Source organism: Amycolatopsis sp. 505 (assembly GCF_031625235.1).
Classification (GTDB): Bacteria; Actinomycetota; Actinomycetes; order Mycobacteriales; family Pseudonocardiaceae; genus Amycolatopsis.
Map to the genome: position 1 here is coordinate 76,684 of NZ_JACKQP010000001.1, position 12,814 is coordinate 89,497.

The window sequence follows — 12,814 nt, forward strand, 5'->3', positions numbered from 1 at the left end:
CGGCGGGCCGCGCGGAGAGGTAGGAAGGGGACACCCCACCCGCCGATGTGCCGGAGGCTGCCGTGAAGAAGATCATCAACGATCCGGCGAACGTGGTCGCCGAGTCGCTGCGGGGCCTCGCCGCCGCGCACGCCGACGTCCTCCGGGTCCAGTACGACCCGGACGTCGTGATCAGAGCCGACGCCCCGGTCGCGGGCAAGGTCGCCGTCATCTCCGGCGGCGGGTCCGGGCACGAACCGCTGCACGGCGGGTTCGTCGGCCACGGCATGCTCGCCGCGGCCGTGCCCGGCGCGGTGTTCACCTCGCCGACGCCGGACGCGGTGCAGGCCGCCGTCACCGCGACCACCGGCGACGCGGGCGCGCTGCTCATCGTCAAGAACTACACCGGCGACGTGCTGAACTTCGAGACGGCCGCCGAGCTGGCCGCCGCCGAGGGCCTCGAGGTGCGCAGCGTCGTGATCGACGACGACGTCGCGGTCAAGGACTCGACGTACACCGCGGGCCGCCGCGGGGTCGGCGGGACCGTGCTGCTGGAGAAGATCACCGGCGCCGCCGCCGAGCGCGGCGACTCGCTCGACGCCGTCACCGCGCTGGCACAGAAGGTGATCGGCCAGGTCCGGTCGATCGGCGTCGCGCTCACCGCGCCGACCGTGCCGCACGCCGGCACCCCCAGCTTCGACCTCGCCGACGACGAGATCGAGTTCGGCATCGGCATCCACGGCGAGCCCGGCCGCGAGCGGCTCCCGGCCGAGCCGGCCGACGCGCTGGTGGCCCGGATGGTCGAGGCGGTCGTGTCGGACCTGCCGTTCGCCTCGGGCGACCGCGTGCTGCTGTTCACCAACTCGATGGGCGGCACCCCGCTCGTCGAGCTCTACCTGGCCCACGGCATCGCCGAGCGGCTGCTGGCCGACCGTGGGATCGTGGTCGAACGCCGGCTGGTCGGCCCGTACATCACCAGCCTCGAGATGCAGGGGATGAGCCTGACGTTGCTCAAATTGGACGACGAGCTGACCGAGTTGTGGGACGCCCCGGTCAACACCGCGGCCCTGCGGTGGGGGCTCTGATGGCGTGTGAGGCCGCGGGGGTCGCGGCGGCGGTGCGCGCCGCCGCGGCGGTGGTCGCCGAGCACCGGGTGGAACTGATCGACCTCGACCGCGCGATCGGCGACGGCGACCACGGCGAGAACATGAACCGCGGCTTCGCGGCCGTCGTGGCGGCACTCGATTCGGCGGTTCCGGACACGCCGGGCGGGGTGCTCAAGCTCGTCGCGACGATGTTGATCTCGAAGGTCGGCGGGGCCGCGGGCCCGTTGTACGGCACGGCTTTCCTGCGTGCTTCGGCCAAGCTGGGCACTGTCGAGGCCGTCGACGTCCCGGCGTTGCTGGACGCCTTGCGCGCCGGCCTCGAAGGCGTCCAGGCCCGCGGCAAGGCCGTGGGCGGCGACGCGACCATGGTCGACGCCCTGATCCCCGCGGTGGCGGCCGCGGAGAAGGCGGCCGAGGGCGGCGGGGACGTCGCCGCGGTGCTGACCGCGGCGGCCGACGCGGCCGACACCGGCGCGGAGTCCACAGTGGACCTGGTGCCGCGGAAGGGCCGGGCGTCCTACCTCGGCGAGCGGGCCGTGGGGCACATGGACCCCGGCGCGCGGTCGTCGGCGCTGCTGCTGCGGGCGTTCGCGGAGGCCGCCCGGTGAGTGTGGGAATCGTGCTCGTGTCGCACAGTGCGAAGCTCGCCGAAGGGCTGGCCGAACTGGCCGCCCAGATGGCGCCGGACGTCACCATCCTCCCGGCCGGCGGCCTCTCCGACGGCTCGATCGGCACGGACTACGACGAGGTCGTCGCCGCCACCCAGCGCGCCGACTCCGGCGACGGCGTCGTGCTGCTCTACGACCTGGGCAGCGCGCAGATGACGGCGGAGCTCGCCGTCGAGTCACTGGCCGACCCCTCGGCCGCGATCGTGGCGGACGGCCCGCTGGTCGAGGGCGCGATCGCGGCGGCGGTCGCGGCCCAGGCCGGGCAGGACCGCAAGGCGGTGGCCGAGGCCGCCGCGGCGGCCGGGATCCCCGATGACCTGGCGCCCGCCGAGGAGGCTCCGGCCGACGCCGCCGAAGTCGAGCTGGAGCTGCACAACGACGTCGGGCTGCACGCCCGGCCCGCCGCGGTGCTGGTGCGCACGCTCAGCGAGTTCGACGCCGAGGTGACCGTGCGGCTCGGCGACCAGGAGGCCGACGGCCACAGCGTCCTCGCCCTGATGTCGCTCGGCGCGCGCCAGGGTGACCGGATCCGCGTCCGGGCGCGCGGGCCACAGGCGTCCGCCGCGCTGGAGAAGGCGAAAGAGCTGGTGGACGGCAATTTCGGCGAGTGAAGCCGTCGTCGCCGACCGGGTGACTTGAGCCGTACTGACTCGATTCCGTCTGGGCTCCGGCGGTGGCCCGTGGCAGTATCGAGGCCAATTACCAGCGAGTAACATCTCTGGAGGCCTCGATGGCGCGGGACATTTCGACGGTCGGTGTGGTCGGCCTGGGCACCATGGGGGCCGGCATCGCCGAAGTGCTCGCGCGCAGCGGGCTCGACGTCGTCACGGTCGAAGTCGACGAAGCCGGCGTCGCCCGCGGCCGCGGGCACCTCGAGCACTCGACCGAACGGGCGCTCGCCGGCGGCAAGCTGGACGCCCCCGGGCGCGAGGCGCTGCTGGGCCGGATCCGGTACGGCACGTCCCTGTCGGATCTGTCCGAAGTGGACCTGGTGATCGAGGCGATCCCGGAGAGCCTCGAGCTGAAGGCCGAGGTCTTCGCCGAGCTGGACAAGATCACCCGGCCCGAAGTGGTCTTCGCGTCCAACACGTCGTCGCTGTCGATCACCGAGATCGGCGTGCACACCGCGCGGCCCGGCAAGGTCGTCGGCATGCACTTCTTCAACCCGGCGCCGGTGCTGAAGCTCGTCGAGATCGTCAAGACCGTGGTGACCGAGCCGGACGTGGTCGCCGAGGTCGTCGAGTTCGCCGAGCGGCTCGGCAAGGTGCCGGTGGTGATCGGCGACCGGGCCGGCTTCATCGCCAACGCGCTGCTGTTCGGTTACCTCAACCACGCGGTGCGGATGTACGAGCAGCGTTACGCCACCCGCGAGGACCTCGACGCCGCGATGCGCTTCGGCTGCGGCTACCCGATGGGCCCGCTCGCGCTGCTCGACCTGATCGGGCTGGACACCGCGAACGAAATCCTCGACACGATGTACCACCAGTCCCGCAACCGCCTGCACGCGCCCGCGCCGCTGCTCAAGCAGATGATCACGGCGGGCCTGCTGGGTCGCAAGACCGGCCGGGGCTTCTACACCTACGACGGCCCGGACTCGCCCAACGTGGTGTCCTCGGCGAGCGTGTCCACTGTGGAGGGTGTGCCGTCGCGCCCGGTGGCGCGGGTGGGCGTGGTCGGGACGGGCACGATGGCCACCGGCATCGCGGAGGTGTTCGCCAAGCGCGGCCTCGACGTCGTGCTGCGCGCCCGGAGCCTGGAGAAGGCGCAGGCGTCGGTGGCGCGCGTCAAGAAGTCGCTCGACAAGGCCGTGGTCAAGGGCAAGCTGTCCGAAGAGGACGCCGCGGTGGCGCTGGCCCGCATCACCCCGGTCACCGACTTCGAGGCGCTGGCCGACGTCGACCTGGTCGTCGAGGCGGTGGCCGAGGAGCTGGCGGTCAAGCAGGCGGTGTTCTCGGCGCTGGACGAGGTGGTCCGCCCCGGCGCGGTCCTGGCCACGACGACGTCCTCGCTGCCGGTGATCGAGTGCGCGGCCGCGACGTCCCGGCCGTCCGATGTGGTCGGTCTCCACTTCTTCAACCCGGCCCCGGTGATGAAGCTGGTCGAGGTGGTCTCGACGATCGCGACCGCCCCGGACGTGGTGGCGACGGCGAGCGCGGTCTGCGCCGCGGTCGGCAAGCACGCGGTGCACTGCGGCGACCGCGCGGGCTTCATCGTCAACGCGTTGCTGTTCCCGTACTTGAACGACGCGGTGAAGATGCTGGAGGCCCACTACGCGGGCGCGGACGACATCGACACGGCCATGAAGGTCGGCTGTGGCCTGCCGATGGGCCCGTTCGAGCTGCTGGACGTCGTCGGCCTCGACGTCTCCCTGGCCATCCAGCGGACGCTCTACAACGAGTTCCGCGAGGAGGGCTTCGCGCCGGCACCGCTGCTGGAGCACCTCGTGACGGCCGGCCGGCTGGGGCGGAAGACCGGGAAGGGCTTCAAGGACTACTGATCAGCGCTCGGCCACCTCGCCGAGGACGGGCTTGACGTCGAGCACCGGCGTTCCGTCGATGGCTTCCAGGCCGGCGACGGTGAGCGTGCTGCCCTCGACGGCCGTCACCGTCACCGTGTGGAGGCCGATCGGGTTCGGGCGGTCCGGTGAGCGCGTCGAGAACACGCCCTGCAGCGGACGGTCCGGATCGCTGCGCGGGTGGACCGCCTGGACGCCGCGGTCTGCTTCGTGCAGCCAGGTCAGCAGGACCAGGCGGTCGCCCGGGCGGAGATCGGCCGCTGCACGGGCGAATTCCGGTTCGAACACCACCCGGGACGGTGGCGCGCCCTCGTCACCCTGCTTCGGAGCCGACGCACGGTCCGTCAGGGATGACTCGATGCGCGCCACCGGGCGCACCTGGTAAGCCGTCACTGGTAATAGCCCTCGACCGGCACGCGGGCCTCGTCGAACAGGGCGGGACCCTCCATCTTGTGCTTGCCCCACGTGAGCGGCGGCCGCAGCGTGAGGAACTGCTCCGTCGACAACGCGAAGACGACGCGGCCGAGCCCGGACCGCTCGATCGCCCCGGTGCACATGCCGCACGGCTGCGTGCTGGTGAACATCGTCGTGGCCGCCGCGGTTTCCGGGTCCAGGTTCTGGACCGCCCAGCGCGCCAGCTTCAGTTCCGGGTGGGCCGTGATGTCGTTGTCGGTCAGCGAGGTGTTGCGGTCCTCGACCAGGATCTTCCCGTCGGCGTCGGCCAGCAGGGAGCCGAACGGCGGGTTGCCGTGCTCCTCGCGCGCCTCGCGGGCGAGCTCGATCGCCCGCCGCAGCAGGGCTTCTTCGGTGTCCTTCACAGGTTCTCCCTCCAGGATGCGGCCACCGCCGCGAGATCACGCCACGCCACCTCCGGGCGCAGCGTTTCGGCCGGGTCCGAGTCGAACGGGTCGAGCACGACGGTGTCCGCCCCCATCGCCCGCAGCTGCGCCAGGTCGTCGACGACCTGCTCGAGCGTGCCCTCGCCGGCGCGCCGGTCCGGCCCGGTCACCGGCGCCGCCGTCACCCGCAACAGGATCCGCGGCGCGAAGGCCGGCACCGGTCCGTCCCCGGCCAGCTTTTCCAGACGCCCCAGCGTTTCCCGGAACCCGGCCATCGTCAGCCGCAGCGGGTGCCAGGCGTCGCCGAGCTCGATCGCCCGGCGCAGCCCGGCGTCGCTGTGCCCGCCGAGCCACAGCGGGATCGACCCCGCGCGGTAGTCGTCCGTGTCGGCCCACGCGGCACGGATCGCCCGCAGGTGCTCGGTGGTGAGCTTGCCGCGCTGTTCGAACGGCACGCCCAGCGCGTCGAACTCCTGCTTCGCCCAGCCGATCCCGGCGCCGAGCACCAGTCGGCCGCCACCGCTGAGCTCGTCGAGGTTCGCCGCCATCCGCGCCACCAGCAGGGGATGCCGGTACGGCACCACGAGCACCGTGGTGCCCAGACGCACCCGCTGCGTCACCCCGGCCAGCCACGACAACGTCGTGAACGGCTCGTAGAACGGCGCCGGGTACTGGCCGGCGACGTCCGGCGTGATGGCGACGTGGTCGGACACCATCAGCAGGTCGTAGCCGAGGCCTTCGACCGTCTGCGCCCAGGCGCGCAGCACACCCGGGTTCGTGCCGGGGCCGAAATTGGGGACGTTCACGCCGATCTTCACCCGGAAAGGCTATCGACGTTTTGCCCGGATCCGGAAGGGAACGATCACGGCGTTCGCCCCGTTCCGCCGTGGATCCCACGGTATGTTCGGCGGATGACCGAGAGTCTCGACCCGACGGACTGGGCCATCCTGGCCGAGCTCCAGCGCGACGCCCGGCTGCCGCTCACCGAGCTCGGCCGCCGCGTGAACCTCAGCGCGTCCGCGGCGACCGAGCGGCTCCGGCGGCTCGAGACCGTCGGCGTGATCAGCGGCTACCGCGCGGAAATCGACCTCGGCAAGGTCGGCTACCCGGTGCTCGCCGTGGTCCGCCTCAAGTACCCGGGCAGCCGCCACGAGCCGTTGCACAAGCTGCTCGGCGAGCGTTCGGAGATCCTCGAATGCCTCCGCACCACCGGCGACGACTGCTACACGCTCAAGATCGCCGCGGCCTCGATGGCCCACCTCGAGCGCACGGTCGACGAGCTGTGCCAGTTCGGCAGCACGACCACGAACCTCGTCTACCGCCAGACCCTGCCCTACCGCGGACCGCGGGAGCCCGCCCGTGACCTCGAGGCCTGACCGGATCGTCGTCGTCGGCGTGACCGGCTCGGGCAAGTCGACGCTCGCGGCCCGGATCGCCGAGCGGACCGGCCTGCCCTGCCACTCCGCGGACGACATCTGCTGGCAGCCGGGCTGGGTCGGCACCCCCGACGACGAACAGCGCCGCCGGATCGCCGAGGTGTGCGCGCAGGAACGCTGGGTCCTCGACGCCGTCTACAGCAAGTGGCAGGACATCGTCCTGCCGCGCACCCAGCTGGTGGTGGGCCTCGACTACCCGCGCTGGCTTTCGCTGAGCCGCCTGGTGCGCCGGACGTTCGTGCGGGCGGCGACCCGGCGGCGGATCTGCAACGGCAACGTCGAGTCGTTCCGCCAGATGTTCTCCGCGGACTCGATCATCCGCTGGCACTTCACGTCGTTCGCGCGCAAGCGGGCCCGCATCCGGGCGTGGGCCGCCGAGCCACCCGGCCCGGCCGTCGTCCGGTTGACGTCCCCGCGCGAGACCCGCCGCTGGCTCGAGACGCTCTGACCTCAGGCCCCCGGCGGCAGCAGCGGGCCGCCGCTCCAGTGCTGGAACACCAGGTTGGTGTGCACGCGGGCGACCTCGTCCCGCGCGGTCAGCTCGTCGAGGACCAGCCGCTGCAGCTCCCCGGCCGAGCTGGTCGCCACGTGCGCGAGGAAGTCGTCCGGCCCGGTCAGGTGGTAGACCGCGCGCACCTCCGGCAGCGAGAGCAGGTGCTCGATGAACGGGTCCACCAGCGGCCGCCGGTGCGGGCGGACCTGGACGAACAGGAACGCCTCCAGCGGCCGGCCCAGCTTGGCCGCGTCGACCGACGCGTGCTGCCCGGTGATCACCCCGGTGTCCCGCAGCCGGGCGACCCGGTCCAGGCACGTCGACGGCGCGATGCCGACCGCGGCCGCGAGGTCCTTGTTGGTGATCCGGGCATCGTTCTGCAGCAGGCGCAGGATTGCGAGATCGACCGGACTCAGTTCGACGGAAGCGGACATCACCGAATGATATCCGAGAGTGTTGCCCCCGGCCCGGGGAAAGCTCGACCATGCTGCCATGACTTCCTCGCTGCGCACGCGAGCCGTCCACGCCGGCCGTGACGATCTCACGGACCTCGGCGTGCACGCCGCTCCGCTCGACCTGTCCACGACCTACCCGTCCCGCGACAGTGCCGCCGAAGCCGCCCGGATCGACGCCTTCGCCGCCGGCGCCGAACTCGACGGGCCGCCGATCTACGGCCGGGTGGGCAACCCGACCGTCGAGCGGTTCGAGCGGGCGCTCGCCGAGCTGGAGGGGTTCGAGCACGGCGTCGCGTTCGCCAGTGGCATGGCCGCCGTCTCGGCCTGCCTGCTTTCCGCGGTGGCGCAAGGGAAACGCCACGTCGTCGCGGTGCGCCCGCTGTACGGCTGCAGCGACCACCTGCTCGAGTCCGGGCTGCTCGGCACGGAGGTCACCTGGGCCGCGCCGGATGCCGTCGCCGCCGCGCTGCGGCCGGACACCGGGCTCGTGTTCGTCGAGACGCCGGCGAACCCGACCCTGGCCGAGGCCGACATCGCCGAGCTGGCCCGCGCGTGCGGAGAGGTGCCGCTGTTGGTGGACAACACGTTCGCGACCCCGGTGCTCCAGCGTCCGGGCCGCCACGGCGCGCGGATCGTGGTGCACAGCGCGACGAAGTTCCTCGGCGGCCACGGTGACGTGATGGGCGGGATCGTCGCGTGCGACGCGGCGGAGGCCGCCCGGCTGCGGCAGATCCGCTTCGCGACCGGCGGCGTGCTGCACCCGCTCGCCGGATACCTGTTGCTGCGCGGGCTTTCCACGCTGCCGTTGCGCGTCAACGCGGCCTCGGCGACCGCGGCGACCCTGGCGGCACGGCTCGGCGAGCACCCGGCCGTGACCGCCGTCCACTACCCGCGGATCGGCGGGCCGCTGGTGGCGTTCGAGGTCGACGGCGACCCGCACGCCCTGATCGGGGCCGTCCGGCTGATCACGCCGGCCGTCAGCCTGGGCAGCGTCGACACGCTGATCCAGCACCCGGGCTCGATCAGCCACCGGATCGTCGACGAGGGCGACCGCCACGGCGCCGGGGTCTCAGACCAGCTGATCCGGCTGTCCGCCGGCCTCGAGGACGTCGAGGACCTGTGGGCCGACCTGGAGCAGGCGCTGAAGGCGGTCTAGCCGCAGCAGCCGCCACCACAGCAGCCACCGCCACCGCCGGCCGGGGCCGCGGGACCGCTCGCGGCCCCGGTGAGGGCGACCGTGGTGAGCAGCTTGACGGTGTCGGCGTGGCCCTCCGGGCAGGTCGCCGGCGCGCCGGATTCGCTCATCGGGCGCAGGAGCTCGAACGTCTCGGTGCACTCGCGGCAGCGGTAGGCGTAGGTCGGCATGCCGCGATTATCGCCGGAGGCGCCCGGGGATGGGAAGCTGGGCGCGTGCAGCCGCCCTCGCTCGCCGACGTCCCGCACCTCGGCCAGGTCGTCCCGTCCCTGCTCGCCGCGCTCGGGGTGCCCGGTTGCGGGAACGCACTGGCGTTGCCGGAGGCCCGCAGCGCCGGCGTGCTGCTCGTCGACGGGCTCGGCTGGGAGCTGCTCGCCGAGCACGCGGCGGACGCCCCGGTGCTGACCGAACTCGCCCGCGAATCGCTGCGCGTGGGCTTCCCGTCGACGACGGCCGCCGGGGTGGCCGCGATCGGCACCGGGCTCGCTTCGGGCGAGCACGGGATGGTCGGCTACACCTTCGAAATGCCGGGCACCGGCGTGCTCAACGCGTTGCGCTGGTGCAGCCACGAAGACGGCAGCGACCTGCGGGGCGCCCTCCCGCCCCGCGAGGTGCAGCCGCTGCCGACGACGTTCGAGCGCGCCGCCGCGGCGGGCATCGAAGCGGCCGTGGTGTCGTCGGCCAAGTTCCGCGACACGGCGTTGACCCTGGCCACCCAGAGCGGCGCGCAGTACGCCGGGGTCCACGCGCTGGGCGACCTCGCCGCGCGGACGTTGTCGGTGCTCGGCGGGCGCGCGTTCTGCTACGCCTACCACAGCGAACTCGACCTGCTGGGGCACGTCTACGGGCCCGGTTCGACCGCCTGGCGGATGCAGCTGCGGCAGATCGACCGGCTCGTCGAGTCTCTTGTGGACGGTCTGCCGCCCGGCGCGCTGCTCGCGGTGGTGGCCGACCACGGGATGGTGACCGTCGAGGACAAGCTCGACCTCGAAGACGTCCCGGAACTGCTGGCCGGCGTCCGGACGTTCGGGGGCGAGGTGCGGGCCCGGCACGTCTACACCGAGCCGGGGGCGGCCGCCGACGTCCTCGCGGCCTGGCGGGAGGTGCTGGGCGAGCGGGCCTGGGTGCGCTCGCGCGAAGAGGCCGTCGCGGAGGGTTGGTTCGGGCACACGGTGAGCGACCGGGTGCTGCCGCGGATCGGCGACGTGGTGGCCGCGGCCCGGGACCGGTTCGGGATGGTGCGGGGGCTCGCGGAGGCCGTCGAGACGTCGCTGGTCGGGCAGCACGGGTCGCTCACCAGCGCCGAACAGCTGGTGCCGCTGGCGTTGGCCCAGGGGTAGGCCGTACCCGGGCGGACGACACGCGTACCTGGATGGACGACACGCGTACCTGGGTGGACGACACGCGGGCGGGCTCGGCGGTGCTTGGGCGGGCATCACGTGTGTCTGGAGGGTCATCTCGCGTGATTGGAGGGTCATCACGCGTGATTGGGGGGTCGACTCGTGTGCCTGGGGGGTTGGGTCGGGTGGGTGGCGGTTACCGTTTGGGCGTGCCACGACGCAACCGCCCCGGCCGCCGTTCGGAGGGCGGGCCGCCCGAGCGTGACCTCGGGGCCGCCACCGGGTGGGCGCGGGCCGAGTCCGGGGTGGACGGGGACTGGCTCGTGCGGACCGTGCCCGGGAGCCAGGCCACGAAGGTCTACCGCTGCCCCGGGTGCGACCACGAGATCTGGCCGGGGACGCCGCACCTCGTCGTCTGGCCCGCCGACGAGACCGGGTCGGTCGCCGACCGGCGGCACTGGCACCGGGCCTGCTGGGAAGCTCGGGCCCGGCGGCGGCCGTCCCGCCGCTGGTGAGGTGGGCGGCCGGATTCACTCTGGAGTTGTCAAACAACGACGGCGGGGTCAGCGCCGGTAGTGCCTCGACATCGCGCCCTCGTACACCTCCTCCGTGTACTCCGTGAAGCCCAGGCGCTCGGCCACCCTGAGCGAGGGCTTGTTCGCGGTGCTCACGCTCGCCAGCACCGGCACGGACGGCAGCTCGCGGGCGCACCACGCCAAGACCGCCTGGCCCGCCTCCACCGCGTAACCCTTGCCCCACGCCGACGGGCGGAAGCGGTAGCCGAGGTTGAGGACCTTTTCGCCGTGGAACTCGCGCAACCGCACGCCGCACATGCCCAAGACCTCCGTTCCGCCGCGCTCGAGGACTGCCGGGTAGCCGAAGCCGTGCTCCGACCAGTGCGCCAGCCACTCCGAGAACATCGCCGACGCTCGTGGCACGTCGGGTGGGTCGGGGTGGAAGCGGTTGGTGCGCGGGTCCGTGTGGATGTCGACCATCGCCTGCCTGTCCGCCTCGTGGAGCGGACGCAGCCGGAGCCGGTCGGTTTCGATGTCGGTGAACACATCGGCGAAGCTAGCGAGGGGGTCCGACAAAATGGCGCGCATGACCGAACTGCCGCTGGTCCTCCTCCACGCCTTCCCCTTGGATTCCCGCATGTGGAACGCGGTGCGCGCGCCCCTCGCTTCACACCTTCGGGTGATCACCCCGGACCAGCGCGGGCTCGGCCGCTCGCCGCTGCCGCAGACCGATCGCGAGCCGAGCCTCGAAGACGCCGCGCGGGACGTCGTCGCCCTGCTCGACCGGCTGGACCTGGACCGCGTCGTGCTCGGGGGCTGCTCGATGGGCGGCTACCTCGCCATGGCCGTGCTGCGGCTCGCCCCGGAGCGGGTCGGCGGGCTCGTGCTCATCGACACCAAGGCCGCGCCCGACACGCCCGAGGCCGCGCAGACGCGGCTGGACGTCGCGGCCCGCGTCGAGCGCGAGGGCACCGAGACCTGGCTCGCCGAGGCGAACCTGCCCAACCTCCTGGCCGGATCGACGCGGGAACAGCGTCCCGAACTCGTCGAGACGGTCCGGGGGATCATCGAATCGCAGCCGCCGTCCGGGATCTCCTGGACCGCGCTGGCGCTGCGGACCCGGCCCGATTCACTGGACCTGCTGCGGGACTCGGGCGTCCCGGCGCTGGTGATCGTCGGCGAAGAGGACCCGATCACCCCGGTCGCGGCGGCGAGCGAGATGGCCGAGGCCATGGACGGCGCGACGCTCGTCGTGCTGCCGGACGCCGGGCACCTCACCCCGCTCGAAGACCCCGCCGGCGTGGTCGAGGCGATCCTCTCCTGGTACCCGGCCACTCACGCGAAGTAGGCGTCGAGCGCCGAGCGGGCTTCGGGCAGCCGGTGCGGGAATCGGATGGCGATGACGAATCGCCACACAACCGAGTACAGCTCGCGTAGCCGCGTACACACGCGAAGCGCCTCTTCGTCCACGGAGCCCGGGTAGGCGGCCAGGAATTCCGGGCCGCCCTGCCGGGCCAGGATGCCCAGGTCCCACGCGAGCGGCCCGCGCCAGGTGTCCTCGAAGTCCAGCCAGCAGGGACCCGCGGGCGTGGCGATCAGGTTCCCGGGGTGGGCGTCGCCGTGCAGCGGCTGCACGGCGACCTCCGGCAACGCCGCCGCGAGGCGGGCCGCTTCCCCGCGCAACCGGGGGTCCAGGTCGTGGCGGTCGAAGACGTGGCCGAGGTCGTCCAGCGGGCCGCGGCGGGGCAGCTCGCCCGGGTACTCGCGCAGCGCCGCGTGCACCTCGGCGAGCGACCGGGCGACGACCTCCGGTGCGTACCGGTGGCCCGGGTCGTGCGGGGTGTGGTGCCAGAGCGTGACCGGCAGCCCGTCGGCGAAATGGGGTCCGGCCGGGGGATCCGTGCTGGGTGAGACGACGCGCACACCACGTTCGGTGAGGAACCGCGACACCGCCACGTCCCGCTCCTGCCAGGCCGGCCCGGTCCGCGCCAGGCGGGTGGTGGCGGGCACCCTGGCGACCAGCGGACCCAGCCTCACCAGCACGTTCGAGCGTTCGTGGAGCACTTCGGGTTCGTGGCCGGGCAGGCCCAGCCGGGCGGTCACGGCGCGGGCCGCGCGCACCGCCGCGCGGGTGTAGTCGTCGGCCACGCCCCGATCTTGCCAGCCGGTGCGCGCGACTGTCGGTAGCGAGGGCTACGATCCCCCTAAGCCGCCGGATCGGGCCTCGTCCGACCCGGTGGCGGGACGATGACCACCACAAGGTTTCAGTGTTG

The 12,814-nt window shown here is 72.9% G+C and carries 17 protein-coding genes; 10 read left to right on the forward strand and 7 right to left on the reverse strand.

Translation table 11 applies throughout. The features are described 5' to 3' along the window. Window positions 1-62: 62 nt before the first annotated feature. The 4 genes from dhaK to H5965_RS00440 all read left to right on the forward strand — a co-directional run bounded on the left by dhaK (window position 63) and on the right by H5965_RS00440 (window position 4,250). Window positions 63-1,064 (forward strand): dihydroxyacetone kinase subunit DhaK, encoded by a 1,002-nt coding sequence (gene dhaK, locus H5965_RS00425; protein WP_310967068.1) that lies wholly within the window; start codon window positions 63-65, stop codon window positions 1,062-1,064. Beyond that, the gene (gene dhaL / locus H5965_RS00430; protein WP_310967069.1) at window positions 1,064-1,693 is read left to right on the forward strand and encodes a dihydroxyacetone kinase subunit DhaL; all 630 of its coding nucleotides are present in this window, start codon (window positions 1,064-1,066) and stop codon (window positions 1,691-1,693) included. The genes dhaK and dhaL overlap by 1 nt, the downstream gene beginning before the upstream one ends. Beyond that, window positions 1,690-2,364 (forward strand): dihydroxyacetone kinase phosphoryl donor subunit DhaM, encoded by a 675-nt coding sequence (gene dhaM, locus H5965_RS00435; protein WP_310967070.1) that lies wholly within the window; start codon window positions 1,690-1,692, stop codon window positions 2,362-2,364. The genes dhaL and dhaM overlap by 4 nt, the downstream gene beginning before the upstream one ends. A gap of 119 nt (window positions 2,365-2,483) precedes the next feature. Then, the gene (locus tag H5965_RS00440; RefSeq protein ID WP_310967071.1) at window positions 2,484-4,250 is read left to right on the forward strand and encodes a 3-hydroxybutyryl-CoA dehydrogenase; all 1,767 of its coding nucleotides are present in this window, start codon (window positions 2,484-2,486) and stop codon (window positions 4,248-4,250) included. On the opposite strand, the gene tsaA is transcribed toward H5965_RS00440, so the two are convergent. The 3 genes from tsaA to H5965_RS00455 are packed head-to-tail and all read right to left on the reverse strand — an operon-like array spanning window position 4,251 to window position 5,925. Next, entirely contained in the window at window positions 4,251-4,646 is a 396-nt protein-coding gene (gene tsaA, locus H5965_RS00445) for a tRNA (N6-threonylcarbamoyladenosine(37)-N6)-methyltransferase TrmO (RefSeq protein WP_310968454.1), read from the reverse strand. Window positions 4,647-4,657: 11 nt separating this feature from the next. Continuing rightward, window positions 4,658-5,086: a nucleoside deaminase gene (locus H5965_RS00450; RefSeq protein ID WP_310967072.1), complete on the reverse strand. Its 429-nt coding sequence runs from the start codon at window positions 5,084-5,086 to the stop codon at window positions 4,658-4,660. Continuing rightward, window positions 5,083-5,925 (reverse strand): LLM class flavin-dependent oxidoreductase, encoded by an 843-nt coding sequence (locus tag H5965_RS00455; protein WP_310967073.1) that lies wholly within the window; start codon window positions 5,923-5,925, stop codon window positions 5,083-5,085. Before H5965_RS00455 ends, H5965_RS00450 begins: the two co-directional genes overlap by 4 nt. 93 nt (window positions 5,926-6,018) lie before the next feature. Between H5965_RS00455 and H5965_RS00460 the strand changes: the two genes are divergently transcribed. Continuing rightward, a complete protein-coding gene (locus tag H5965_RS00460) occupies window positions 6,019-6,483 on the forward strand; it encodes an Lrp/AsnC family transcriptional regulator (protein WP_310967074.1) in 465 nt (154 codons plus the stop codon). Further along, window positions 6,467-6,991, forward strand: coding sequence for an adenylate kinase (locus tag H5965_RS00465; protein ID WP_310967075.1), 525 nt, complete (start codon window positions 6,467-6,469; stop codon window positions 6,989-6,991). Before H5965_RS00460 ends, H5965_RS00465 begins: the two co-directional genes overlap by 17 nt. 2 nt (window positions 6,992-6,993) lie before the next feature. Here the strand turns inward: H5965_RS00465 and H5965_RS00470 are convergent, their stop codons facing one another. Then, entirely contained in the window at window positions 6,994-7,470 is a 477-nt protein-coding gene (locus H5965_RS00470; RefSeq protein ID WP_310967076.1) for an Lrp/AsnC family transcriptional regulator, read from the reverse strand. A gap of 58 nt (window positions 7,471-7,528) precedes the next feature. Between H5965_RS00470 and H5965_RS00475 the strand changes: the two genes are divergently transcribed. Beyond that, window positions 7,529-8,647 (forward strand): aminotransferase class I/II-fold pyridoxal phosphate-dependent enzyme, encoded by a 1,119-nt coding sequence (locus tag H5965_RS00475; RefSeq protein ID WP_310967077.1) that lies wholly within the window; start codon window positions 7,529-7,531, stop codon window positions 8,645-8,647. On the opposite strand, the gene H5965_RS00480 is transcribed toward H5965_RS00475, so the two are convergent. Continuing rightward, window positions 8,644-8,856 (reverse strand): zinc ribbon domain-containing protein, encoded by a 213-nt coding sequence (locus H5965_RS00480; RefSeq protein ID WP_310967078.1) that lies wholly within the window; start codon window positions 8,854-8,856, stop codon window positions 8,644-8,646. The genes H5965_RS00475 and H5965_RS00480 overlap by 4 nt on opposite strands. Before the next feature lie 45 nt (window positions 8,857-8,901). On the opposite strand from H5965_RS00480, the gene H5965_RS00485 reads away from it, so the two are divergent. Together H5965_RS00485 and H5965_RS00490 are read left to right on the forward strand one after the other, a co-directional pair. After that, complete coding sequence (locus H5965_RS00485; RefSeq protein WP_310967079.1) at window positions 8,902-10,026, forward strand: alkaline phosphatase family protein; 1,125 nt, start codon at window positions 8,902-8,904, stop codon at window positions 10,024-10,026. A gap of 209 nt (window positions 10,027-10,235) precedes the next feature. Further along, a complete protein-coding gene (locus H5965_RS00490) occupies window positions 10,236-10,541 on the forward strand; it encodes a hypothetical protein (RefSeq protein ID WP_310967080.1) in 306 nt (101 codons plus the stop codon). 48 nt (window positions 10,542-10,589) lie between these two features. On the opposite strand, the gene H5965_RS00495 is transcribed toward H5965_RS00490, so the two are convergent. Continuing rightward, on the reverse strand, window positions 10,590-11,129 hold the full coding sequence (locus tag H5965_RS00495) for a GNAT family N-acetyltransferase (RefSeq protein WP_310967081.1): 540 nt from the start codon (window positions 11,127-11,129) through the stop codon (window positions 10,590-10,592). Here H5965_RS00495 and H5965_RS00500 point away from each other — a divergent pair. Beyond that, entirely contained in the window at window positions 11,128-11,889 is a 762-nt protein-coding gene (locus H5965_RS00500) for an alpha/beta hydrolase (protein WP_310967082.1), read from the forward strand. The two genes, H5965_RS00495 and H5965_RS00500, sit on opposite strands and share 2 nt — an antisense overlap. Here H5965_RS00500 and H5965_RS00505 read toward each other — a convergent pair. Next, the gene (locus tag H5965_RS00505; protein ID WP_310967083.1) at window positions 11,877-12,689 is read right to left on the reverse strand and encodes a phosphotransferase; all 813 of its coding nucleotides are present in this window, start codon (window positions 12,687-12,689) and stop codon (window positions 11,877-11,879) included. The two genes, H5965_RS00500 and H5965_RS00505, sit on opposite strands and share 13 nt — an antisense overlap. Window positions 12,690-12,814: the final 125 nt, after the last annotated feature.

Bases quoted from the DNA above. Each gene is read 5' to 3' on its own strand.
- H5965_RS00500 (WP_310967082.1), top strand. From the start codon at position 11,128: ATGACCGAACTGCCGCTGGTCCTCCTCCACGCCTTCCCCTTGGATTCC.
- H5965_RS00475 (WP_310967077.1), top strand. From the start codon at position 7,529: ATGACTTCCTCGCTGCGCACGCGAGCCGTCCACGCCGGCCGTGACGAT.
- H5965_RS00495 (WP_310967081.1), bottom strand. From the start codon at position 11,129: ATGCGCGCCATTTTGTCGGACCCCCTCGCTAGCTTCGCCGATGTGTTC.
- H5965_RS00470 (WP_310967076.1), bottom strand. From the start codon at position 7,470: ATGTCCGCTTCCGTCGAACTGAGTCCGGTCGATCTCGCAATCCTGCGC.
- H5965_RS00440 (WP_310967071.1), top strand. From the start codon at position 2,484: ATGGCGCGGGACATTTCGACGGTCGGTGTGGTCGGCCTGGGCACCATG.
- H5965_RS00480 (WP_310967078.1), bottom strand. From the start codon at position 8,856: ATGCCGACCTACGCCTACCGCTGCCGCGAGTGCACCGAGACGTTCGAG.
- H5965_RS00460 (WP_310967074.1), top strand. From the start codon at position 6,019: ATGACCGAGAGTCTCGACCCGACGGACTGGGCCATCCTGGCCGAGCTC.
- dhaL (WP_310967069.1), top strand. From the start codon at position 1,064: ATGGCGTGTGAGGCCGCGGGGGTCGCGGCGGCGGTGCGCGCCGCCGCG.